We start from the raw sequence: 23,636 nt of genomic DNA on the forward strand, positions 1-23,636 counted from the left end.
TGGTCGAACATCATGAAGCCCCTCTTGAGGGGCTTTTTTGTAGCCAGATACAGAGCGCCTGATGGCACTGCGCTTATCAGGCCTACGGGGAAGGGCATTTGTAGGCCGGATAAGGCATTTACTTCGCGATCCGACTGCCTGATGGTACTGCGCTTATCAGGCCTACGGGGAAGGGCACTTGTAGGCCGGATAAGGCATTTACGCCGCCATCCGACTGCCTGATGGCACTGCGCTTATCAGGCCTGCGGGGAAGAGCGCTTGTAGACCGGATAAGGCATTTACGCCGCCATCCGACTGCCTGATGGCACTGCGCTTATCAGGCCTACGGGGAAGGGCGCTTGTAGGCCGGATAAGGCGTTTACGCCGCCATCCGGCAATAAACTCAGCGCTTATGCCGAAAAATTAAAGTGTCGGGAAATCCCGACATTGTCAGGGTTGGCTTGTCGCCAAAAAGAGACACTTAATAACTTGATCTATAATGATTTTATTTTTAAGTGCAGCGAGTGTTGCTTATTAGCGACAGAGTGCACAAAAAACACTCAATCCTTATTTTTACACAATTATTCATATTTCTTATATTTATCATTGTGTTAACAAAGTGTTTTGAATATTGGCACAGATGCTGCATAATATTAACCAGTGGCTCATTCACCTTCTTATGTCAGCCCCTTCGGGACGTGCTACATAAACTTCGAATGACGCACAACAAGGTGCCTGCCGTCCAACATCTGATATTAGCGAAGCTCATATCAACCTTCGGGCGAAACGTCGAGTTAGGCACCGCCTTATTCCATAACAAAGCCGGGTTAATCCCGGCTTTGTTGTATCTGACGTTCCCCTCAGTTAGCATCGTCTTATTCCCGTCCATTGAGAGTAACGCCTTGAAGCGCTGGTCTGTTTTCCCTCGATCCTTACGTCAGCTGGTGACACTGGCATTTTTGCTGATCCTGCTCCCTTTGCTCGTACTGGCCTGGCAAGCGTGGCAGAGCCTGAACGCCCTGAGCGCTCAGGCGGCGCTGACTAACAGAACCACGCTCATTGATGCCCGACGCAGCGAGGCGATGACCAATGCCGCGCTGGAGATGGAGCGTAGCTACCGACAGTATTGTGTGCTGGATGATCCGACGCTGGCAAAGGTTTACCAGAGCCAGCGTAAGCGTTATAGCGACATGCTGGACGCGCATGCGGGCGTTTTACCGGACAACAAGCTCTACCAGGCGTTACGGCAGGATCTCAACGATCTCGCCCAACTGCAGTGTAATAACAGCGGTCCTGACAGCCAGGCGGCAGCCCGTCTGGAAGCCTTCGCTAATGCGAATACCGACATGGTGCAGGCCACCCGTACCGTGGTCTTCTCGCGCGGTCAGCAGTTACAACAAGAAATTGCCGAACGTGGTCAGTTCTTTGGCTGGCAGGCGCTGGTACTGTTTCTCGTTAGTCTGGCGATGGTACTGCTGTTTACCCGTATGATTATCGGCCCGGTGAAGGGTATTGAACGGATGATTAATCGTCTGGGGGAAGGTCGCTCACTGGGCGATAGCGTATTGTTTACAGGCCCCCGGGAACTGCGTTCCGTTGGCCAGCGCATAATCTGGTTGAGCGAGCGCCTTTCCTGGCTTGAGTCACAGCGACATCAGTTTTTACGCCATCTCTCACATGAACTGAAAACGCCGCTGGCAAGTATGCGTGAAGGCACGGAGTTGCTGGCCGATCAGGTAGTTGGGCCGCTCACTCCCGAGCAAAAAGAGGTGGTCGGTATTCTGGATGACAGTAGCCGTAATCTACAAAAGCTGATTGAGCAATTGCTAGATTACAACCGCAAGCTGGCGGATGACGAAGTAGAACTTGAGCGCGTAGAAATCGCGCCGTTGGTGGAAAGTGTTGTTTCAGCACATAGCCTGCCCGCTCGCACCAAAATGATACATACTGATGTTGCGCTGGCGGCGAACGCTTGTCTGGCCGAGCCCATGCTGTTAATGAGCGTGCTGGACAATCTTTATTCCAATGCGGTGCACTATGGCGCTGAATCCGGTAACATTTGGATCCGCAGCAGTTTGCATGGCTCGACGGTATACATTGATGTCATAAATACCGGCTCACCGATTCCAGAAGCAGAACAGGCGATGATCTTCGAACCGTTTTTCCAGGGTAGCCATCAGCGAAAAGGGGCAGTCAAAGGAAGCGGGTTGGGACTGAGTATCGCCAGAGACTGTATCCGCCGTATGCGGGGAAAACTGTATCTGGTTGATGAGCATGCGCAAAGCGTTTGTTTCCGCATAGAACTGCCGCTATCTGCATCGAAAAACCACTAAAATGAACCTAAGTCTGGTGAGTATGCCACACGTTGTTGCCCGAATGCTTAAACGAGATTTTATTCGCCGCGTCTTACTCGCAAGTCTGCCATGCCTGGCGCTGGTCGGCTGCGTTCCCAACGCGGTGAATCACATTATCGGCGATCCTTCGCAGGAGAAAATCCCGCCGCATCAACTCGCTGATTACCTTGCCACCGAATGTACGGATATCTGGTCGCTGTCGGGCCAGTCCACAGATACCAACCCGCTCTACTGGTTGCGAACCATGGATTGTGCCGATCGCCTGATGCCTGTTCAGGCACGCAGTGAAGCCAGTACCCAACTCACGGATACCTGGCAGGGTGCTTTTAAGCGTGGGATCCTGCTTGATGGCGCCCACATTACACCGCCTGAAAGGCGTGAAATAATGACCCGTCTGGATGCGCTAAGCCCGCAAATTCCGGCCCAGGTACGTCCGCTTTATCAGGTCTGGCGCAGTAGTCAAACGCTGCAGTTACAGCTTGCAGAAGAACGTATGCGCTACAGTAAACTTCAGCAGTCATCTGACAGCGATCTTGATGCGCTGCGCCAACAGCAACAGAATTTGCAGAGCCAGCTTGATCTCACCACCCGTAAGCTGGAAAACCTGACCGATATTGAACGACAACTGTCCACCCGTAAACCTGCCGGCAGCTACAATCCCGATGCGTTGCACGGTACTGATAAGCTCACGACGCCTGATGATGGGGAGGTCTCGCCATGATAAGCCGCAAGCCCGCGCATCTGCTGCTCGTCGATGACGATCCGGGGCTGTTGAAATTGCTCGGTATGCGGCTGACCAGTGAAGGTTACAGCGTCGTAACTGCAGAAAGTGGGCAGGAAGGATTACGGGTACTGAATCGTGAAAAAGTGGATCTGGTCATTAGCGACCTGCGCATGGATGAAATGGACGGCATGCAGCTGTTCACTGAAATCCAGAAAGTGCAGCCGGGGATGCCGGTCATTATCCTGACTGCGCACGGCTCTATTCCCGATGCTGTCGCGGCAACGCAGCAGGGCGTTTTCAGCTTTCTCACCAAGCCGGTCGATAAAGACGCGCTATACAAAGCGATTGACGGTGCGCTGGAACAGTCCGCGCCTGCTACTGATGATAGCTGGCGCGAATCAATTGTTACCCGTAGCCCGTTAATGCTGCGTTTGTTAGAACAGGCGCGGATGGTCGCGCAATCGGATGTCAGCGTATTGATCAACGGCCAAAGCGGCACCGGGAAAGAGGTGTTTGCCCAGGCGATTCACAACGCCAGTCCGCGCAGCCACAAGCCCTTTATCGCCATAAACTGCGGGGCGTTGCCGGAACAACTGCTGGAATCAGAGCTTTTTGGTCATGCGCGCGGTGCCTTTACCGGAGCGGTGAGTAATCGTGAAGGTCTGTTTCAGGCCGCAGAAGGTGGGACGTTATTTCTCGACGAAATAGGCGATATGCCCGCGCCGTTACAGGTTAAATTGCTGCGCGTATTGCAGGAGCGTAAAGTTCGTCCGCTCGGTAGCAATCGTGATATCGACATTGATGTGCGGATTGTTTCTGCAACGCACCGTGACCTGCCCAAAGCCATGGCGCGGGGCGAATTTCGTGAGGATCTCTATTACCGTCTCAACGTGGTAAGTCTGAAGATCCCGGCGCTGGCCGAGCGTACAGAAGATATACCACTGCTGGCAAACCATCTGCTGCGTCAGTCAGCCGAACGGCACAAACCGTTTGTCCGTGCTTTTTCGACTGATGCGATGAAACGTTTAATGACCGCCAGTTGGCCGGGCAACGTGCGTCAGTTGGTCAACGTGATTGAACAGTGCGTGGCGTTAACCTCTTCGCCGGTGATCAGTGACGCGCTGGTGGAGCAGGCGCTGGAAGGTGAAAATACGGCGCTGCCAACCTTTGTTGAAGCGCGTAATCAGTTTGAGCTCAACTACTTGCGTAAGCTGCTGCAAATCACCAAAGGTAATGTTACCCATGCTGCACGAATGGCGGGACGCAATCGTACAGAATTCTACAAGTTGCTCTCTCGTCATGAACTTGATGCAAACGATTTCAAAGAATAAATCTGCGGATTATGTTAGCTTTATTTGATCAAAAGACAGGCGACCTTTTCAAGGAATAGCATGAAAAAGATTGATGCGATTATTAAACCCTTCAAGCTGGACGATGTCCGCGAAGCGCTGGCAGAAGTCGGCATTACCGGTATGACGGTGACAGAAGTGAAGGGGTTTGGCCGTCAGAAAGGCCACACCGAGTTGTACCGTGGCGCGGAATATATGGTGGATTTTCTGCCGAAGGTAAAAATTGAAATCGTGGTTACCGACGATATTGTTGATACCTGTGTCGACACGATTATTCGTACTGCCCAGACCGGCAAAATCGGCGACGGTAAGATTTTTGTCTTCGATGTGGCGCGTGTTATTCGTATCCGTACTGGCGAAGAAGACGACGCGGCAATCTAAGCCGCGCCGTTAATTTGTAGGCCTGATAAGCGTAGTGCATCAGGCAGAGTGATTGCCGGATGACGGCGTATACGCCTTATCCGGCCTACTCGCTGACTTAATTACAAGACTTTATGTGGGCCGAAGCATTCGTAATGAATGTTTTCGTTTTTCACACCCAGACCGACCAGTTGCTTTGCAGCAAATTGCATAAAGCCAACCGGGCCGCACAGGTAGAACTGCATCGCCGGGTCACTGATAGCGCCTTCCAGTTTGTTCAGATCCATCAGCCCAACACTGTCAAACGTACCTTTCGCGCGATCGGCTTCGGTTGGCTCACGATACCAGGTGTGTGCGCTAAAGCGTGGCAGCGTTTTGCCTAGTTCATTCACTTCATCGGCAAAGGCATGCACGTCGCCGTTTTCAGCCGCGTGGAACCAGTTAACCTGCGCGGTATGATTCGCTTTTGCCAGCGTGTCCAGCATGGCCAGCATTGGGGTCTGACCGACGCCTGCGGAAATCAGAGACACAGGAGTATCGGTGGCGACATCCATAAAGAAATCGCCAGCAGGTGCAGCTAAATGAACAACGTCACCCACATTTGCGTGGTTGTGCAACCAGGTTGAGACCTGACCACCTTCTTCACGCTTAACGGCAATACGGTAGCCTTTGCCGTTCGGTTTACGAGTCAGTGAGTACTGACGAATCTCCTGATGTGGGAAGCCTTCTGGCTTCAGCCAAACGCCCAGATACTGCCCCGGGTGGTATTCCGCGACCGCACCGCCGTCGACCGGTTCAAACTCAAAGCTGGTGATTAACGCGCTACGCGGGGTTTTGGCCACGATGCGGAAAGGACGGGTGCCTTCCCAGCCGCCATTTTTGCTGGCATTTTCGCTGTAGATTTGCGCCTCACGGTTGATAAAGACGTTAGCCAGCACCCCATACGCTTTGCCCCACGCATCCAGCACTTCCTGGCCTGGGCTGAACATTTCATCCAGCGTTGCCAACAGATGACCACCCACGATGTTGTACTGCTCGGGTTTAATCTGGAAGCTGGTATGCTTCTGGGCGATTTTCTCGACCGCTGGCAGTAGCGCTGGCAGGTTTTCGATATTGCTGGCATACGCGGCAATGGCGTTAAACAACGCTTCGCGCTGATCGCCATTACGCTGGTTACTCATGTTGAAAATTTCTTTCAGCTCTGGGTTATGCGTAAACATGCGATCGTAGAAATGAGCGGTCAGTTTCGGACCTGTTTCAACCAGCAAGGGAATGGTGGCTTTCACTGTAGCGATGGTTTGTGCGTCAAGCATACGGTCTTCCTTTATCTGAGACTTTAATGATGTATGTCAAATACATCTTATAAAAAATACCCCTGCATTGTAAATGGTTCTTTGTAACTTTGCGTTGTAAAGGTTACAACGTGAAAAATCTGCATCACAAACCTGAAAAGAAATCCGTTGAAATTCAGCAGAGCTTTGTTCCAAAAAGCCTTGTGTACCGCGAAGGTAATCGTTTGCGTAAAATCCTTTGTCAAGACCTGTTATCGAAGAATGATTCGGTTATACTGTTGGCCGAAGTCCTAGGGACAACCTTTTTAGGCCGAAATTCTATTGTTAGCTGAGTCAGGAGATGCGGATGTTAAAGCGTGAAATGAACATTGCCGATTATGATGCCGAACTGTGGCAGGCTATGGAGCAGGAAAAAGTACGTCAGGAAGAGCACATCGAACTGATCGCCTCCGAAAACTACACCAGCCCGCGCGTTATGCAGGCACAGGGTTCTCAGCTGACCAACAAATACGCTGAAGGTTATCCGGGCAAGCGCTATTACGGCGGTTGCGAATACGTTGATATCGTTGAGCAACTGGCGATCGACCGCGCGAAAGAGCTGTTTGGTGCTGATTACGCTAACGTCCAACCGCACTCAGGTTCTCAGGCTAACTTCGCTGTTTATACCGCACTGCTGCAACCGGGTGATACCGTTCTGGGTATGAACCTGGCACAAGGCGGCCACCTGACTCACGGCTCCCCGGTAAACTTCTCCGGCAAACTGTACAACATCATCCCTTACGGTATTGATGAGTCCGGTAAAATTGACTACGAAGACATGGCTAAGCAGGCCAAAGAACACAAACCGAAGATGATCATCGGCGGCTTCTCTGCTTATTCCGGTGTGGTTGACTGGGCAAAAATGCGCGAAATCGCTGACAGCATCGGCGCGTACCTGTTTGTTGACATGGCGCACGTTGCGGGTCTGATTGCCGCAGGCGTTTATCCGAACCCGGTTCCACACGCACACGTTGTGACCACCACCACCCACAAAACCCTGGCGGGTCCGCGTGGCGGCCTGATCCTGGCGAAAGGCGGTGACGAAGAGCTGTACAAAAAGCTGAACTCCGCGGTGTTCCCAAGTGCGCAGGGCGGCCCGCTGATGCATGTTATCGCGGCAAAAGCGGTAGCGCTGAAAGAAGCGATGGAGCCAGAGTTCAAAGTTTACCAGCAGCAGGTTGCTAAAAACGCCAAAGCGATGGTGGAAGTGTTTCTGAACCGTGGTTACAAAGTGGTTTCTGGCGGTACTGAAAACCACCTGTTCCTGCTGGATCTGGTTGATAAAAACCTGACTGGTAAAGAAGCTGACGCCGCGTTGGGCCGTGCTAACATCACCGTTAACAAAAACAGCGTGCCGAACGATCCGAAGAGCCCGTTTGTGACTTCTGGTATCCGCATTGGTTCTCCGGCGGTGACTCGTCGTGGCTTTAAAGAAGCAGAAGTGAAAGAACTGGCTGGCTGGATGTGTGACGTTCTGGACAACATCAATGACGAAGCTGTTATTGAGCGTGTGAAAGGTAAAGTGCTGGATATCTGTGCACGCTTCCCGGTTTACGCGTAAGTAATACGGATTGCCGGATGGCGGTGTAAACACCTTATCCGGCCTACATACGAGTGATTTGTAGGCCGGATAAACGCAGCATCCTCCAGCCGTTATATCGACTTAAGCACGATTGCTTCATCGACTAAAGCCGCCATTGGCGGCTTTTTACTGGCCTGAATCCATTTCCTCAATAAACGTATTTCTCGTCCCTGATTCAACGTTACTGCGCCGACTATCACGCCATCCTGCAGGTTAAACCATATCGCTTTCTGCGCATCAGCATCACCGCGTACAAGCCAGCTATCTCCCTGCATTTCGCCAATAAACTGCAAATTATCCTGGTATTGGTCAGTCCAGAACCAGCCAGGTGTCTTCTCCGGCAACGGTAAATTGAGCATTGCGGCAGCGGCAATTTGTGCCTGGATATTGGCATTTTCCCAGCTTTCGACACGCGCCAACGAACCGTCGGGCTGACACGTCAGTGCCACGTCGCCGGCAGCAAAAATCGCCGGATCGGAGGTGGTACAAGCGGTATCAACGATAATGCCGTTCGCCGTCTCCAGTCCTGCATCGCGGGCCAGTGCGTCATTCGCCACGATACCAATTCCGTAGATCACCGCATCGGCAGTGACGCTTTCACCATTTTGCAGCGTCAGGGTAAGTAACTCACCGCTTTCGACGTGCTCGATGGTGCTGTTGAGCCGTACCTGCACACCCGCCTGTTGGTGGCGTGCTAGCAGATAGTCACGCACTGGGGCAGGCGCATTGCGGCCCATCACCGTTGGAGCCTGCTCCACTACCGTTACCCGGCAGCCGCGCTGGGTCGCACTGGCCGCCAGTTCCAGACCAATGGTGCCCGCCCCGATAATCACAATCGATTTACCGGGGAGTAATGCATCTCGCAGACGAGTCGCGTCGTTTGCGTGGCGCAGGGTAAAGCAGCGATCGCCCAGTTTATCCAGCAGTGGAAGAGGGCGGGCAGCCGCTCCCGTGGCAATCAGTAGCTGATCCCACGGATAAACCTGGCCGTCAGCCAGCTCGAGCTGATGTGTCTGGCGACCGAGCGTCTGGATAGTCACGTTCAGATGCAGATGAACATTATTTTCCTGCCACCAGGCCGCGTTGAGTACCGGCTGTAGCTGCGGGGTGTCGTCCAGCAGCATGGCTTTGGACAATGGAGGGCGTTCGTACGGCTGATGCGGCTCATTGGAGAACAGATGTATCTCGCCGTCAAACCCTTGCTGGCGCAGTGCTACCGCCGCCATCGCTGCGGCCTGTCCACCGCCGACGATAGCAATAATTTTGTTGTGCATAACGCCTCCTCAGAGATCCAGTCCGGCGGCAACGTGGCGAATACCGCGAATACCCAGGCCAGCATCGGCATTGATCATCACGCCGCTCAACGTACGGTTGTTGCGCTTTGATGCCAGCATCACGTATGGACCGGTAAAATCTGCCGGATCAGGGAAAAACTGCAGCGGCAGGATAGCGGCGATTTTTTCCGGCGTCAGTGATTGCATAATTGATGTATCGTTCTGACCCAACGCCTGCGGCCCGCGTAGGTCGGTTGCCATACCACACGGCCCTACGCCGTTGACACGAACTTTCGGTGCTAATTCGTAGGCTAACTGACGAATGAGTCCGGTTGCGGCGTGTTTGCTTGCGGTATACAACGGGCCGCCGCCGCCGGGATACCATGCGGCATTGGAAAGGGTAAAAATGATACTGCCTTCGCTGGCAATAAGTGCCGGTGCGCAGGCTTTCGCGCCCAGCAGATAGCCCAGCACGTTAACGTTGAACAACTCATGAAAGCCGCTTTCCAGCGCCTCGGCGGAGGTACTGATCAGCGAAGCATTATGATCCCAAATCCCGGCATTACCGATAAAGCAGTCCAGCTTGCCGAACGTCGTGAGGATCTGATCCACCGCCCGCTGATAGTCGGCATAACAGGTGACATTCCCTTCTACCGCCAGCACGTGTTCGCCAAAGTGCTGGCGCAAGCTGGCGACCTTGGCTGTCGACAGTTCCAGCGTGGCAACTTTTGCACCTTCTTCGATAAAGCGTTCGACCAGAGCCAGACCGAGGCCAGAACCACCGCCAGTAATAAAGATGATGTTGTCGCGTAAATCGCTCATCAGGCCCCTCCGGGAATATCAACAAACACATCACTACCTTCCACATACACGGCATAGGTAGTCAGCGGATCGGTGGCGGGCAGGCATAGCGCTTTGCCGGTTTTCAGACAAAAACTGGCCGCATGCAGCGGGCATTCCACGGTGGCATCGTCTTCCAGATAACCTTCCGACATCGAGGCATTGCCGTGGCTGCAGCGATCGTTAATGGCATAAAACTCGCCGCCGACGTTAAACAGCGCGATGACGGGCGACGTGTCGAGCCGGAGAGCTTCACCCTCCGGCAAATCCCCTACGGGGCAGGCATAAATACGGCTCATCAGAACAGGACACTCAGGTTATGGGAGGTGATCACCGCCTGATCCAGCACGATCTCACGCTCCAGTAAACGCCACTCATCACCCGGCAGACGACGGACTTTGTCTACGCGCATGCCAACGTAAAAGGTTTCATCTCGCTCTTTTTGCGCGCGGTACAGCAGGTAGTTAAGGCGCACCGCGAACACGTCGGGTTGGCCCGTTTCGCTGATCTGCAGGTTGCTGATCAGATGACGAGTGCGCGATGGCGGCTCTTCCGCCCAGGCCATACCGGTTTCGAGGCGGGCGATCCGGCGCTCAAGCTGATCTTTGTTGTCATTGAAAATCCACGTCGTCGGCGGCTGCACGCCTTTGCGACGATCGCGGGTCTGGGCATTGACTGTGGTACGCATGGTGTAGCGAATGTCGTCGTCCAGTTGTGCCAGCCAGTCGCGAAACTTCCAGTCATCCAGCAGGCTGGCCTCATGGTAGAGAAACTGCGCAATGCGATGATGAAGCTCCAGGGAGACTAAGGTACTCATTTCATCACCTCCTGCTGGTAAGCGGCGGTTTTCTCATGCACTTCCTGCCAGCTTTCGCTACTGAGCAGATCGGCCCAACGCTGGTACATGCCGCGCGCGGCGGTTTCTGAGAAGATGTAGTTGGTGATCCCCGGAATACCGTCTTCACGGCGTTTTTCCTGGCCCAATCCCATCTCCAGACACAGTTTGGTATTGCGCGCCCGGTGGCCTTTCAGCAGCTTTTGAATTTCACACCAGTTTTCTGAATCATCCTGCTCAAGGAACCCAGCCGGGCCGAAGGCACGGGTAGCGCTGTTTTCAAATGCCGCTTTGACGTCATCTGACGCGGCCTTATCGGTAATACAAAATGCCCACACTTCTACCTGATCGGGGCCACGTGGATGCCAGACACGCAGCGTGGCAGTACCGTTTAGCCATGACAGCGTTGGGAAGATATTGTTATGGCCCGCCAGTCGCAGAGCGCGAACTTTGCCCAGCCGCTGTTCGGCCTCTGCATAGGTATCGCGATAGTAGCTGGAGACTTCACCGTCGACCCAGACGTTGGCATCGGGTTTCTCGGTAAAGAAAAATCCGCTGCCGTGACCGTCCTGACCGAATTGCAGCGCATCTTTGGCGGTTTCCCACACCGGACGGGCGGTTTGTCCGTCCCCCAGGCGTTTATCACTGCCGTCATCTTTCGCGCCCAGTACCTGAACGGCAGAAGCATGGCTAAACAGGGCGTGATATTGGTCGCTGGCAAACTGCTCGGCGGGGAATTTCCAGTTACAGTCGATAGTCCACTTTTGTACACCACCGACGATTTCAGTGCCGCCTTCGCGACGGTCAAGCACGCCGTCCAGATACCAGGCGATGTCGCCGAGATAATCGCGTAGTGCAGGCGCACTGGTGTCCCAGTTGCCGAAGATCAGCCCCTTGTAGCTCTCCACGCCGGGTACTTCGTTCAGGCCCCAGTGAGATTTGCACAACCCTTGTGGGTAAGCGCGTGGCTCCAGCGGGACATCGATGAGCTCGCCGTTAATACCGTATGACCAGCCGTGATATGGGCAGGTAAAGGCACGGGTGTTACCGCAGTCGGCGTAACTGACCCGCATTGCGCGGTGGCGGCATTGGTTGAGAAAGGCTTTGATGCTGCCGTCTTTCTGACGCACCACCACGACCGCATCCTCGCCCATGTAGGTGTTAAAAAAGTCACCCGGTTTTGGAATTTGGCTTTCGTGCGCGAGGAATAACCAGCAGCGTCCGAAGATCCGTTCCAGCTCCAGTTGGTAAATTTCAGGGTCGGTATAAATCCGTGGCGTTACGCGACCGTTTTGGGTATCAATCAGTTGGTAGATGTCTAAATTTGAGGGTGTGGTCATATTTTTTAATCCTGAAAGCTAAGATGTATTGACCTTCTTTTTTTGTGCCATAAGGATGTTGCTGGTTAGTTATCAATCTGTGAAATAGTAAATTTCTACCAGTTGAGACATTTTTTCGATAACAAGGAGAAGGGCATGGAACTGAGGCACTTACGCTATTTTGTCGCGGTGGCTCAGGCGCTGAATTTCACCCGTGCGGCAGAAAAGCTGCATACCTCTCAGCCGTCGTTGAGCAGCCAGATCCGCGATCTGGAGGCCTGTGTGGGTGTTCCGTTACTGGTACGCGATAAGCGAAAAGTGGCTCTGACAGCGGCGGGAGAGTGCTTTTTACAGGATGCGCTGGCTATCCTCGAACAGGCGGAGAGCGCGAAAATTCGCGCCCGTAAAACGGTGCAGGAAGATAAGCATTTTACAATTGGTTTTGTTCCTTCAGCAGAGGTAAATCTGCTGCCTAAGGTGCTGCCTTTGTTTCGTTTAAAACAACCGGATACACACATTGAATTGGTGAGTCTGATAACTACGGAACAGGAAGAGAAGATCCTGCGTGGGGAGCTGGATGTGGGCTTAATGCGCCATCCGGTTTACAGCCCGGAACTGGACTATCTGGAACTTTTCCATGAGCCGCTGGTGGTGGTGCTACCGGCTAACCATCCGTTAGCCAGTGAAAAGGCAATATCGGCACAGCAACTGAACGGTGTAAATTTTGTCAGCACCGATCCTGCTTATTCCGGTGCGTTAGCGATGATTGTCAAAAACTGGTTCCAGCAGCAAAAAAGCCAGCCCAATATTGTACAGATGGCTACCAATATTCTGGTGACCATGAACCTGGTCGGTATGGGACTGGGGGTAACTTTGATACCCGGTTATATGAATAATTTTAATACCGGTCAGGTGGTTTTCCGGCCAATTGTCGGCGATATCCCGACCATTTCACTGCTGATGGCGTGGAAAAAGGGGACGATAAAACCCGCGCTTGCTGATTTTATCGCCACGGTACAGGAACGTTTAGAGGTGAGTCTGACGGAGTAATCGTTACTGTTCGCTCAGTTGTGATTCCACATACAGATAGCCAATCCCCATCAGCGGCTCAACGTTGGCTATTCGGGCTGGAGTGGGCGGGCCGTCATTCAACGCGATGTGATAAAGGTCACGATTTTAGCGCAAACTCCATGGTTGATTCTGTTCAGAATGTCGGGTGAGTCGTTCTTGTGTCTTGAGCCGCAGACGCATCCGGTAAAAGCCCACCACATGCAGGGACAGCCGGGATTGCAGGTTCTGGCTCAGGGGGAACGTTGCCATTTTTCGCTGCAAATTTGTATCGAATAGGGCGAAAATCATGTTATTTGTCTGTTAATGCTCTCTTGCGCCAGCCTGCGTTTGTCGCCAGACTATCGCCTCCAAACGGGAGGGATTCATGGCTCTGCATTCCACGCGCTGGCTGGCGCTCAGTTATTTCACCTATTTCTTTAGCTACGGTATTTTTCTGCCTTTCTGGAGCGTCTGGCTCGAAGGGTTGGGGCTGACGCCGGAAACCATTGGTGTGCTGCTGGGCGCTGGGCTGATTGCTCGTTTTCTGGGGAGTTTGCTGATTGCGCCGCGCGTGAGTGATCCCTCTCGCCTGATCTCTGCTTTGCGTATCCTGGCGCTCCTGACGCTGGTCTTTGCGCTGGCTTTCTGGGCGGGCACTAACGTGGCGTGGCTGATGGTGGTGATGGTCGGTTTTAACCTGTTTTTCTCACCGCTGGTGCCGCTGACCGACGCGCTGGCCAACACCTGGCAAAAACAAATAACCATGGATTATGGTCGGGTGCGCCTATGGGGGTCCGTGGCATTTGTCATCGGCTCCGCGCTAACCGGTAAACTGGTGAGCCTGTTTGATTACCGGATGATCCTTGTACTGTTGTCGCTTGGGGTCGCGTCGATGCTGCTGGGGATGATGATCCGCCCGAGCGTTCAGCCTGCGGGGGAAAACCGTCAGCAGGAGAGTGCGGGATGGCCGGCCTGGCGCACGTTGATAGCCCAAAGCTGGCGTTTTCTCGCCTGCGTAAGCCTGCTGCAAGGGGCTCATGCGGCCTATTACGGTTTTAGTGCCCTCTACTGGCAGTCGGCTGGATATTCTGCCTCGGCGGTAGGGTACTTATGGTCGCTCGGTGTGGTGGCGGAAGTGATTATTTTTGCGCTCAGCCACAAGCTATTCCGTCGCTTTAGCGCTCGCGATCTGCTGCTGCTCTCTGCCGTTTGCGGCGTGGTGCGTTGGGGATTGATGGGCTGGAGTACCGAACTGCCGTGGCTGATTGTGGTGCAGATCCTGCATTGCGGAACCTTTACCGTCTGTCACCTGGCGGCGATGCGCTATATCGCGACGCGGCAGGGCAGCGAAGTCATTCGTTTGCAGGCGGTTTATTCCGCGGTGGCGATGGGGGGGAGTATCGCCATCATGACCGTGTTCGCCGGCTACCTGTATCAAAATCTGGGCAGTGGCGTATTCTGGGTGATGGCGCTGGTGGCGCTTCCCGCGATTGTCTTGCGACCAAAAGTGGTGGCGCAACCAGCGGCATCATGATTCGAGGATTTTGCGGATCTGTTGCTGCTGATGTTGCGTAAGCGCCAGGTCCGCATGAATCAACGGTGGTGAAAACAGCGGTAGCGGCGTGGTGTACGGTGTAATAATCAGCGCCACACCACGCGGTGAACCTTCTTTTTGAAAGTCCTGCATTGGCATATGCTTTACATTGAGCGGCAGCAGCGTCAGTTCCCGCAGTTGTTGCTCTATATGTGCCTCACGTTGTTCGTTATTGCCGGTCAGCAGGATTATCTGCTTCTCGTGTAAATCCTTTTCCTGCATCAGCCAGGCACCGAAAATGACGGCCACCAGCCCAGTCTCTTCCTCGGAAAAACGCACATCGTATTCCTCTTCGAATCCGTGTAACGCTTCACGCGTGGTGCGTACTAACCGGGGATACAGCCGACTGAACTCTTCCGGCAGGGTGTTATCAATACCAATGGCGAACAGACTGCGGTTCAGTGCTTGAGCCAGATGTACATACAGTTGGTCATTTAGCCCCTGTTCATCGCTGAAGCGGACGTTGCCATATTCACGAAAACGCAGCACTAACCGGGCAATCTCAAGGCGCAGACGACGATCCTGTTGGTGGTTATCACGAATCGGGTCGGGGATGCGGATCATCGAAAACAGCAGCGCCATAAACAGCGATTCCCCCAGCGGCGCACTCTGCATAACGTGTCGTTGCCAGTGGCGGCCGATTTCCTCAGCGAGTGGGTATTCGGCACAAACTTGCGCCCAGCGTTGTTGCAGAGGATTAAACTCCGGGGTGATCCCTGCGTGATGCTGTAGCAGGCAGTACTGTAAATAAAGCCGCAGGAACTGGATATCACGGCACTCAAACGGCTTCTGCAAGCGTCGGGAACACAGGTTGATCAGCGCATGCAGATTGGTGTCGTCATACAGCGTTCGCGCAATACCACGTTGCTTAAGTTCCATTTTTAACGCCGGGGTAAACTGCTGGGCAATAAATGTTGGACAAATCCGCAGGCCACGGCGCAGCCACTGTAACAGGCACAGACGCTGATTGAGCGGGGTTCCTTCTATTGCATAATGTCCATTATGAGCGGTGGTAATGGCGAGTCGGTGATAGCGCTGGATTTCGAGTCCGGCACCGATAATATCTTCCCGAACCGTGGCATCATCGACCCCGTTCAGCGTGCTGAAAGTCTGCGCAGTGGCAACTTGCCCTGGCAGGAAAAGCGTCAGAAGCACCTGACAACGGCGCTGGGGAGCGGATAGTACAGATGGCGGGGCAAGCGTTGACATCATCTGTAGGATCTCCCGTAAGTATGTTTGATAAGAATAGCTAAAGTTTGCTTATTGAAATGGAGAATGGAATGCTTTCCGCCAGGAATGCTGGAGAGCGTCACAGAATTTTTAACGTGCGGAACAGATAGCGGTAGTTGAACGCAGCGCGTTAATCCGCTTTTTCACTGTTTTATCTTTTGTTTAGATATATAAAAATCGGCAGATTGCGCAATGACGCCCTGTTAACGCTTCGGCATTAACATATGTTTGCTGAGCATATGAATATGCTTTCTCAGAGAAAGGGTTCCGTTCACCTCATGTTCATCGCTTTTCTGCACCCTGAACGCCGGTGAACGTGTTAAGGGTGCTATCGCCGCACCCTTAACAATCCCGGCTCCCGGCGGGAAAATTGCCGCTCCGCGGTTCCCTCCGCTTATTCCTCCAGGCTACCGGGCCGGGCGCGATGCAACATCCCTGTCGCACGCACCCTGAACCCGCATCCCTGCGGGTTCTCCCGGCCTTACGGAAACACGTCGGCAATTTTCAGCCGGACCCGCCACGCCTGACCACCTGTATTTTTATTTGAACATGTTTGAACAGCAAAACAGATTTAACTGAAAGTCAGAGAGTTGAAGCGACACCCTGGTCCGGCTGAAAATCGATGAGGCGTTGACGGCTGACCGGGGCTGCCCGCAGGGATGCGGGCAGAGGGGACGGCCTGCAGGGACGCAGGCTCGACCCCGACCCGACAGGCAGACGGCATAAGACGAATAGCTCGCGCAGCGACGATTTTCCGTGCCGGGAGCCTGGGATGTAAGGGAGGCGGCGGTGAGCCTCCCTTACACGTTCACGGGTATCTGAATTTCAGAGAAATGACAGCGCTGAGGTGAACGGAACCCTGAGCCGGAATTACATGTTCTCCATCACGTCTGCCCGCGGCTCAGCGTTAACCCCACATCACCGCCTGGATGCACAGATAACAGCGTCTCTTTTGAGTAGCCGCTTTCGCTCATCAGGCAGGCGCAGGCGGCGTCAAAGATTGCCAGTACCAGCATTATTGACGTGGTCGCCAGCATGTTTAGCGGATCGGCTTCGCGCTGTACGCCGGTGGAAATCACCAGTCTCGATGCTTTAGCAATGGCTGAAGCGGCGTTTTCAGTGATGCTCAGGATAGGCACATTTCTCGCTGCCAGACCGGGTAGCAGCCGAGTGAGTTCATCGGAATTGCCCCCGCGTGACAGCATGATGACCAGATCATCGGCGCGTAAAAACCCCAGATCGCCATGTGCGGCGTCGGTGGCATTAAGGTAAATCGCCGGACGCTCCACGCAGGCAAGCATATGCGCCACTTTACGCGCTGCAATGCCGGAGGTGCCCACGCCAGTGACGACGATTTTCCCCCGGCAACCGCGTAGCTCCGCCATCAACGACTGCCAGACAGGTTCAGTCAGATGCTGCCCCAGACTCGCCAGGGCATCGCTATAGAGCTGAAATACGCTGGTGGCCTGAGACCAGGCGTTACTCATGCGTCCTCCTGCATCAGCTCGCGGTATTTCATGTGGTCCTGATACATCTCGTGGAATACCCGGTATTTGCGATCGTAGTACTGCTTAATACGGTTAGTTTGTGGGGTGACCGTCTTACCAATACGACTCATCGCCGACATCGCTTCCGGGAGGGTGTCAAAAACACCTGCCGCGATGGTGCCCATCATCGCGCCACCCAGCAGCATGGCTTCGCTCTCTTCTGGCAGCAACATTGCGCAACCCGTGGCGTTAGCATGTTCCTGAACGAAGATCGGGTTCTTTGTACCGCCGCCGCTGGCCATAATGGTATCGATGGTGTAACCACTTTGATTCATCGTCTCGATAATATGACGTGTCCCCAGGGCAATGGCCTGGATAGTCGCCAGATACTGCAACGCCATGTCTTCTGGCGTGCGGGATAGCTTCAGCCCGGTGATTGCCCCTGTGAGCGTTGGGTTAGCGCGCGGAGAGCGGTTGCCGTGGAAATAGGGCAGGATATGCATGTCGCGGGTCAGAAAGGCGATATCTTCCGGCTCACCGGCCATTTTACGCAGCAGCGCATTCAGCACTTCGTAAATGGTTTGTCCCTGGGATTTCGCCTGTGCCAGTAGTGTTTCATAGCACGGATGCGACTGAATGACGTGGTCGATTAACGCCCCGGTCGCTGACTGCCCGCCTTCGTTGAGCCAATACCCCGGCAGAACGGCAGAGTAGTATGGACCCCAGATGCCGCTGATAAAACGCGGCTCTTTGGAAATGGCCATATGGCCCGTGGAGGTACCGCCAATCAGTGCGACACGACGGTCGAAATCCGCCACTTCGCCGGAAACGCCGCAGGCGCCGAGTGTGCCGAGGGTGCCAGCGTGCGCATCGATGATCGATACGCTGACTGCCGTCCCCGGAATCAGCCCCATTTCGCTGGCGGCGCGTGCTGACAGCCCATGACCGAGCGGTTCACCCATGGTTTTTACGTAGCGGCCAATTTTGGCCGCATCGTGCTCCAGTAAATCTTCCAGCCCGATCTGGCGGAAGTAGCTGGCATCCCATTTGTCTTCATGGCCCATATAGGTCCATTTGCAGACCGTTGAACACAGCGAACGCGTGTCGTCTCCGGTCGCACGCCAGGTGAGGAAGTCTGGCAAATCAAAGTAGTAACCTGCATTGGCCCAGGTATTGGGCATATGCTGTTTCAGCCACAGCAGTTTTGGCGTCTGCATTTCCGGAGAGATAATGCCGCCGACGTAGTCCAGTACCCGATGATGAAGGGCGTTGATGCGGTCGGCCTGGGTAATGGCGCGGTGGTCCATCCACACAATAATATTCTGTTCGCTACGTCCGGAGGGACTGATGGTCAGGGGGTTACCCTCTTTATCCAGCACCACCAAAGAACAGGTTGCATCAAAGCCTAACCCTTTCACCTGAATCGGGTTGATATCTGATTGGTTGATGGCATCGCGAACCGCGTTACACACTGCCTGCCAGATGTTATCGGAGGACTGCTCAACAAAATCGGCCTGCGGGCGGTAAATCTCGATGGCCCGACTGGCCTGACCGACCATCCTGCCGTTAAGATCAAATACGCCTGCTCTGGCGCTTCCGGTTCCGACATCCACACCAATAAAGTAACTTGCCATAATTTTTTCTCCTGAAATCAGGCTTTACGATTCTGTAATGCGATAAAGAGGATCAGCACCGCGCCCCACAGCGCCATCGTCAGATAGCTACTGACCCCCAGCAAGTTAAGGCCGCTTTCCAGCATTTGCAGCACGATAAGTGCCAGCACCAGGCCGATAATGCGCCCGAAGCCGCCATCCGGGTTGATGCCGCCGAGTACGGAGGCAAGGATGGTGACCAGCAGGTAGGATTCGCCGTATCCGGCTTTCGCCGAGTTGAATTTCGCCATCATCAGAATGGCGGCGACCCAGCCGAGCAGTGCCGAAATGACGTACACGGAAATTTGTACTCGTAGGGTATTCACGCCGCTGTAGCGGGTTGCCTGTTCATTGGAGCCGACGAGATACAGGCTGCGCCCTAATGTGGTGTGTTCGAGCAGTACCCACAGCAGGATCGCCACGAGGAAAAAGAGCAGCAGCGCCACCGGAAGCCCGGCAATCGTTGCGTTGCCAAGATATTGAATCGCCGTCGGGAAGCCGGAGATGACCGTCCCGTTAGACAGCAGAATATTCAGCCCGGAGATAAGTGTCATGGTGCCGAGCGTGGCGAGAATGGGGGATACACCGACCCAGGCGATCAGCGCACCGTTCAGGGTACCAATGGCAACCGCGACGGCAGCGCCTGCCAGCAGTGCCAGCACCAAAAACAGCGGGTTATCCGGATGGGTGACGATAATCGCCGCCATCACCAGCGAGCAGGCGTTCGCCCCGGCAATAATCGACAGGTTAATGCCGCCGGTCAGCATGGTCATGCCCATCCCCAGGGCCAGCATGCCGAGGATCGGTAACTGCGAACCGATGGACTGGAAGTTAGCGACGCTGAAAAAACGGCTGCCGAGCAGGGCCGAGAAGACCAGTGCGACGACCACAATAATGACGCATTGCAGGCGAATGATGGCATCACCGGGTAAAAATCTGGCGATTGTTTTCATCTCAAAGCTCCCTTGCCAGTTTGCGTTTTTCGTTCCAGGCCGTGGCGCTGATGCTGACCAGGATAATGGCGCCGCTGAACACGGTATGCCAGTAAGAGGAGACGCTGAGCAGCGTCAGGCCGTTTTGTAAGAAGGCCAGCAGGACCACGCCGAGCAGGGTTCCGGTCAACGTACCGCGTCCGCCGCTCATACTGGTTCCGCCGAGCACCACCGCCGCCAGCACCGTCAACTCAAAACCAAGCAGTGAATTGGGAGCCACAGACTGAGTGATTTGTGCCTGCACCACGGCGGCAACGCCCGCCAGAATGCCCATGTAGCCATAGACGTAGAAATGCAGTTTCAGCAGGTTCAGTCCCAGACGCGAGGCCGCATCACGGTTGCCGCCCATGGCGTATACCTGACGGCCAAGACGGGTATAGTTCATCAGTACGGCGGTAAAGATGATCACCGCAGCCAGACACAGCAAGGGCAGGGTCAAACCGTAGTCGTAACCGTCCGCTGCGGTGAACGAGAACCAGTTAATGCCGTTCATAAACCAGTCGGGGAAGCCATACAGCCAGGTGCCTTTAGTGGTGTAAACCAGCAGGCCGTAATAAACGTTCAATGTGGCGATAGTAATGATGATCGCCGGAACGCGCAGCCAGTAGACCAGGAAACCGTTGATGAGTCCGAGCAGCAGACCCACTGCAACCGCAATCGCCAGCGCCAGTGCGAAGTTGCCGCCGTGGCCGATCACCCAACTGGCCATCGCGTATTGGGCAATGGCGGTCATCGCCGGGAAGGAGATGTCGATTCCGCCGGAAATCAGTACCACAAACAGACCGCAGGCAAGGATGCCAAGAATCGCGTAGCTGGTGGCCACATCCGTCAGGTTCCCCAGCGACAAAAACTCATCGGTGCTGATGCTCAGCCCGACGGCAAGCGCCACGACCAGAAGCCCCAGCCAGAACTCATGTTGCCCGATTAAACGGGAGAAACGCAGACTATTCATTGATGACCTCGACCACTTCAGCAATCTCCTCTTCACGACAGTGATGGGGGTTAAATTCCGCTACCAGCTTGCCGCGGCGCATCACCAACACGCGATGGCTGTTGTAATACGCTTCCGGAATTTCATCGCAAATCATCAGTACCGCCATCCCCTGTTCCGCCAGGTCGCGGGCTATCTGATAAATGCCTTCTTTGTTGGCAATGTCCACGCCAACGGTAGGCGAGTCGAGGATCAGGATGCGCGGATTGGTCGCCACCCATTTAGCAATGGCGATACGTTGGGCATTCCCACCAGAAAGTGTTTTAACCGGCAGATGTGGATCGGAGACCTTAATGTTCAGCTCGCGGATCAGGTCAGCGACCAGCTTTTGCGCTTTGCGATGATCGAGCAAGCCGCTGCGGGTGTGCAGTTGGTCAAATACCGTGACGATGGTGTTGTCATAGATCGACTGCTCCATGATAAGCCCCTGCGTCAGGCGATCTTCAGAGACGTAGCCGATTCCGTGCTTAATGGCATCGTGGTTATTGCGCAGAGTAACCGGCTGGCCGTTAATGCGGATTTCACCGCTTTCAGGATGCGTCATGCCGAACAGGCTCAGACAGAGCTCGGTACGTCCGGCTCCCAGCAGACCCACAATGGAAACTATCTCGCCGCCGTGCAGCGACAGATTAATGTTCTGGTATTTGCCCCGACGGCTGAGATTGCGCAGCTCCAGCAGCGGTTCCTGCTCAATGGCTGGCCTTTGTGGCAGTGGGCTGTAGTGGAAGCGTTGTCCGGTCATCAGGAAGGCCAGTTCGTGGCTGTCGAGTTCGCTGGCCGGGAATGTCCCCACCAGTTTACCGTCGCGCATCACGCTAATTCGGTCCGCCACTTCCATCACCTCATCCAGACGATGGCTGACAAACACCACGCAAATTCCGGCAGCCTTCAGTTCGTTGACCACTCGCAGCAAACCGTTAACTTCCTGGCGGGTCAGAGAGGCGGTGGGTTCATCCATAATGACCAGTCGGGCATCGGCGGCGATTGCCCGGCAAATAGCAACCAGTTGTCGGTCGGCAATCGAGAGTTTTTCAACTTTTTTATCGGGATCGATGTTCACGCCGATGCGCTTCATGGCTGCCAGCGCCTGCTGCTTCATGGCACCACGCCGTACCCAGATATCGCCGCCGGGCAGATAGCGGTTGACCGCGATGTTTTCCGCGACGCTAAAATTGGGAAACAACGACAAATCCTGATAAATAACCTGAATACCATAGTGGGAAGAGAGTTGCGGTGTCAGGTGATGGAACAATTTACCATCGAGTGAAATTTGTGCGCCTTTTTCAGGGCTATAGACCCCGGAGATCACTTTAATAATGGTGCTTTTACCACAACCGTTTTGACCCGCCAGACAGTGAACTTCGCCTTTTTTCAGCGTTAAATTCACCTTATCCAGCGCCAGCACGCCCGGGAATTGTTTGCTGATATTCTCAAGAGTGATAAATGCGGTGGTGTCTGTCATGGACAATACCCCTGCGAGCGTCCGGGGGGGGACGCTGAGTGTTAGTTTGGTAGATAGCGCCGACCAGACGGTCGGCGTTAAGGTTCCCTGGTGTTGGCTAAGGCCTTAGAAACCGAGTGATTGTGCGTTGTCTTTGGTGACTTCGAGGATCTTGTTAAAGCGGATCACTTTCTTCTCCGTGTCGATATCGGCTTTCCCTAAACCATCGATACTCAAATCGGCGTTGACTTCTTTGCCCTGCAGCAGCTGATCGGCAACCGTTACCAGCGCGTAGCCCGCGTCTTTCGGATCCCACAGCAGCGCTTTTTTGATGTCGCCACGCATCAGGTAAGGCGCTGCTTGTGCCGGCATTGCGATACCGACGACGGCGATTTTATCCTTGGCGCGTTTTTTCTGAACGGCCTGGCCTGCACCGATAGGACCCAGTGAGCCGAAACCGATAATGCCTTTCATCTGCGGGTAAGTTTTCATCAGATCCAGCGTGGTGGCATAGGACTTATCGATGCTTTCCGCGACGGGTAAACGGGAGGTGACTTCGAACATCTCCGGATATTTTTCTTTCTGGTACTTAATTGCATAATCAGCCCATGCGTTATGCAACGGCACGGTCAGCGAACCTACATAGATAGCATATCCCCCTTTGCCGCCCATATTTTTCGCCAGTTCATCGACGTTGGCCTGCGCGTATTTTTCACTATCAATCGTTTCGATATCCCACTGGCCGATGTGCTCGTCCGGAGATTCGTGCGTCAGGACCACGATGCCTTTATCGCGTGCTTTTTTCAGTACAGGTTCGAGGACTTTGGCATCGTTAGGAACCACGATGATCGCATTCACGTTTTTAGCGATCAGATCCTCAATGACTTTTACCTGCTGAGCCGGATCCGGTGTTGACGGGCCGGTCTGGTAAGCATTTACATCGAGTTTTTTTGCTGCTTCATTCACGCCGGTTTCCATTCGGTTAAACCACGGAATACCGGTGACTTTGGCAACCACAGCAATTTCATATTTTTCCGCCGCAAACGACGTGCCGGACAACATGCATGCAGAAACCAGGGTTGCACTGAGTAATGCGAGTTTGAATTTCATAGTTGTACCTTTAGTAGGGGGCAGGGCATGTTACGGCGTGAAGTTAACAACGAATGGAAGAGGGAATGAATCATAAGTTTGATTAATGTGATCTATGCCTATTTTTGTTAATTATTGGAGAATTTTAAGTTAATTTTTGGTT

20 protein-coding genes and 2 pseudogenes are annotated in these 23,636 nt (G+C 54.0%); 9 read left to right on the forward strand and 13 right to left on the reverse strand.

Translation table 11 applies throughout. The features are described from left to right. Positions 1 to 294: 294 nt before the first annotated feature. The 5 genes and pseudogenes from QMN38_RS27030 to glnB form a co-directional block, all read left to right on the forward strand. A pseudogene (locus QMN38_RS27030) lies at positions 295 to 594 on the forward strand (hypothetical protein); the annotation flags it as partial. A 287-nt stretch (positions 595 to 881) separates the two neighbouring features. Continuing rightward, the gene (qseE, locus tag QMN38_RS20075; protein WP_323605834.1) at positions 882 to 2,312 is read left to right on the forward strand and encodes a two component system sensor histidine kinase QseE/GlrK; all 1,431 of its coding nucleotides are present in this window, start codon (positions 882 to 884) and stop codon (positions 2,310 to 2,312) included. Between the two features lie 22 nt (positions 2,313 to 2,334). Then, complete coding sequence (gene qseG, locus QMN38_RS20080) at positions 2,335 to 3,054, forward strand: two-component system QseEF-associated lipoprotein QseG (protein WP_271448643.1); 720 nt, start codon at positions 2,335 to 2,337, stop codon at positions 3,052 to 3,054. After that, complete coding sequence (gene glrR, locus QMN38_RS20085; RefSeq protein ID WP_305764056.1) at positions 3,054 to 4,388, forward strand: two-component system response regulator GlrR; 1,335 nt, start codon at positions 3,054 to 3,056, stop codon at positions 4,386 to 4,388. Before qseG ends, glrR begins: the two co-directional genes overlap by 1 nt. 60 nt (positions 4,389 to 4,448) lie before the next feature. Further along, positions 4,449 to 4,787, forward strand: coding sequence for a nitrogen regulatory protein P-II (gene glnB / locus QMN38_RS20090; protein WP_002914032.1), 339 nt, complete (start codon positions 4,449 to 4,451; stop codon positions 4,785 to 4,787). A 101-nt stretch (positions 4,788 to 4,888) separates the two neighbouring features. On the opposite strand, the gene hmpA is transcribed toward glnB, so the two are convergent. After that, positions 4,889 to 6,079, reverse strand: a complete 1,191-nt coding sequence (hmpA, locus tag QMN38_RS20095; RefSeq protein WP_271440672.1) for an NO-inducible flavohemoprotein — start codon at positions 6,077 to 6,079, stop codon at positions 4,889 to 4,891. 325 nt (positions 6,080 to 6,404) lie between these two features. On the opposite strand from hmpA, the gene glyA reads away from it, so the two are divergent. Continuing rightward, a complete protein-coding gene (glyA, locus tag QMN38_RS20100; RefSeq protein WP_003835277.1) occupies positions 6,405 to 7,658 on the forward strand; it encodes a serine hydroxymethyltransferase in 1,254 nt (417 codons plus the stop codon). 92 nt (positions 7,659 to 7,750) lie between these two features. Here glyA and hcaD read toward each other — a convergent pair whose 3' ends face one another. Genes hcaD through hcaE form a run of 5 tightly spaced genes read right to left on the reverse strand, consistent with a single transcriptional unit; the run spans position 7,751 to position 11,968 of the window. Next, positions 7,751 to 8,953, reverse strand: a complete 1,203-nt coding sequence (gene hcaD / locus QMN38_RS20105) for a phenylpropionate dioxygenase ferredoxin reductase subunit (protein WP_323605798.1) — start codon at positions 8,951 to 8,953, stop codon at positions 7,751 to 7,753. Positions 8,954 to 8,962: 9 nt separating this feature from the next. Then, positions 8,963 to 9,775: a 3-phenylpropionate-dihydrodiol/cinnamic acid-dihydrodiol dehydrogenase gene (gene hcaB / locus QMN38_RS20110; protein ID WP_271440674.1), complete on the reverse strand. Its 813-nt coding sequence runs from the start codon at positions 9,773 to 9,775 to the stop codon at positions 8,963 to 8,965. Then, positions 9,775 to 10,092 (reverse strand): 3-phenylpropionate/cinnamic acid dioxygenase ferredoxin subunit, encoded by a 318-nt coding sequence (gene hcaC, locus QMN38_RS20115; RefSeq protein WP_202038039.1) that lies wholly within the window; start codon positions 10,090 to 10,092, stop codon positions 9,775 to 9,777. Before hcaC ends, hcaB begins: the two co-directional genes overlap by 1 nt. Continuing rightward, complete coding sequence (hcaF, locus tag QMN38_RS20120; protein ID WP_271440675.1) at positions 10,092 to 10,610, reverse strand: 3-phenylpropionate/cinnamic acid dioxygenase subunit beta; 519 nt, start codon at positions 10,608 to 10,610, stop codon at positions 10,092 to 10,094. Before hcaF ends, hcaC begins: the two co-directional genes overlap by 1 nt. Further along, positions 10,607 to 11,968, reverse strand: coding sequence for a 3-phenylpropionate/cinnamic acid dioxygenase subunit alpha (gene hcaE / locus QMN38_RS20125; RefSeq protein ID WP_271448628.1), 1,362 nt, complete (start codon positions 11,966 to 11,968; stop codon positions 10,607 to 10,609). The genes hcaF and hcaE overlap by 4 nt, the downstream gene beginning before the upstream one ends. Positions 11,969 to 12,103: 135 nt before the next feature. Here hcaE and hcaR point away from each other — a divergent pair, with 135 nt between their 5' ends. The 3 genes and pseudogenes from hcaR to QMN38_RS20140 all read left to right on the forward strand — a co-directional run bounded on the left by hcaR (position 12,104) and on the right by QMN38_RS20140 (position 14,531). Beyond that, the gene (gene hcaR / locus QMN38_RS20130) at positions 12,104 to 12,997 is read left to right on the forward strand and encodes a DNA-binding transcriptional regulator HcaR (protein WP_271448627.1); all 894 of its coding nucleotides are present in this window, start codon (positions 12,104 to 12,106) and stop codon (positions 12,995 to 12,997) included. Between the two features lie 57 nt (positions 12,998 to 13,054). Continuing rightward, positions 13,055 to 13,294: pseudogene (locus tag QMN38_RS20135) on the forward strand (aldose 1-epimerase); the annotation flags it as partial. Between the two features lie 88 nt (positions 13,295 to 13,382). Beyond that, entirely contained in the window at positions 13,383 to 14,531 is a 1,149-nt protein-coding gene (locus QMN38_RS20140) for a 3-phenylpropionate MFS transporter (RefSeq protein WP_271440678.1), read from the forward strand. On the opposite strand, the gene csiE is transcribed toward QMN38_RS20140, so the two are convergent. The 7 genes from csiE to QMN38_RS20175 form a co-directional block, all read right to left on the reverse strand. Next, positions 14,526 to 15,803 carry a stationary phase inducible protein CsiE gene (gene csiE / locus QMN38_RS20145; RefSeq protein WP_323605805.1) on the reverse strand — a complete coding sequence of 426 codons (1,278 nt, stop codon included), beginning with the start codon at positions 15,801 to 15,803 and terminating at the stop codon, positions 14,526 to 14,528. The two genes, QMN38_RS20140 and csiE, sit on opposite strands and share 6 nt — an antisense overlap. A gap of 902 nt (positions 15,804 to 16,705) precedes the next feature. After that, positions 16,706 to 17,308, reverse strand: coding sequence for an SIS domain-containing protein (locus QMN38_RS20150; RefSeq protein ID WP_323605806.1), 603 nt, complete (start codon positions 17,306 to 17,308; stop codon positions 16,706 to 16,708). After that, the gene (locus QMN38_RS20155) at positions 17,305 to 18,942 is read right to left on the reverse strand and encodes an FGGY-family carbohydrate kinase (RefSeq protein ID WP_323605807.1); all 1,638 of its coding nucleotides are present in this window, start codon (positions 18,940 to 18,942) and stop codon (positions 17,305 to 17,307) included. The genes QMN38_RS20150 and QMN38_RS20155 overlap by 4 nt, the downstream gene beginning before the upstream one ends. A gap of 17 nt (positions 18,943 to 18,959) precedes the next feature. Beyond that, on the reverse strand, positions 18,960 to 19,913 hold the full coding sequence (locus QMN38_RS20160) for an ABC transporter permease (protein ID WP_323605808.1): 954 nt from the start codon (positions 19,911 to 19,913) through the stop codon (positions 18,960 to 18,962). Position 19,914: 1 nt separating this feature from the next. Beyond that, on the reverse strand, positions 19,915 to 20,904 hold the full coding sequence (locus tag QMN38_RS20165) for an ABC transporter permease (protein WP_271448621.1): 990 nt from the start codon (positions 20,902 to 20,904) through the stop codon (positions 19,915 to 19,917). Further along, a complete protein-coding gene (locus QMN38_RS20170; RefSeq protein WP_323605809.1) occupies positions 20,897 to 22,405 on the reverse strand; it encodes a sugar ABC transporter ATP-binding protein in 1,509 nt (502 codons plus the stop codon). The genes QMN38_RS20165 and QMN38_RS20170 overlap by 8 nt, the downstream gene beginning before the upstream one ends. Positions 22,406 to 22,510: 105 nt before the next feature. Continuing rightward, the gene (locus QMN38_RS20175) at positions 22,511 to 23,494 is read right to left on the reverse strand and encodes an autoinducer 2 ABC transporter substrate-binding protein (protein ID WP_006683457.1); all 984 of its coding nucleotides are present in this window, start codon (positions 23,492 to 23,494) and stop codon (positions 22,511 to 22,513) included. Positions 23,495 to 23,636 lie beyond the last annotated feature (142 nt).

It is taken from the genome of Citrobacter sp. R-1.5.2 (genome assembly GCF_035064245.1).
GTDB lineage: Bacteria > Pseudomonadota > Gammaproteobacteria > Enterobacterales > Enterobacteriaceae > Citrobacter.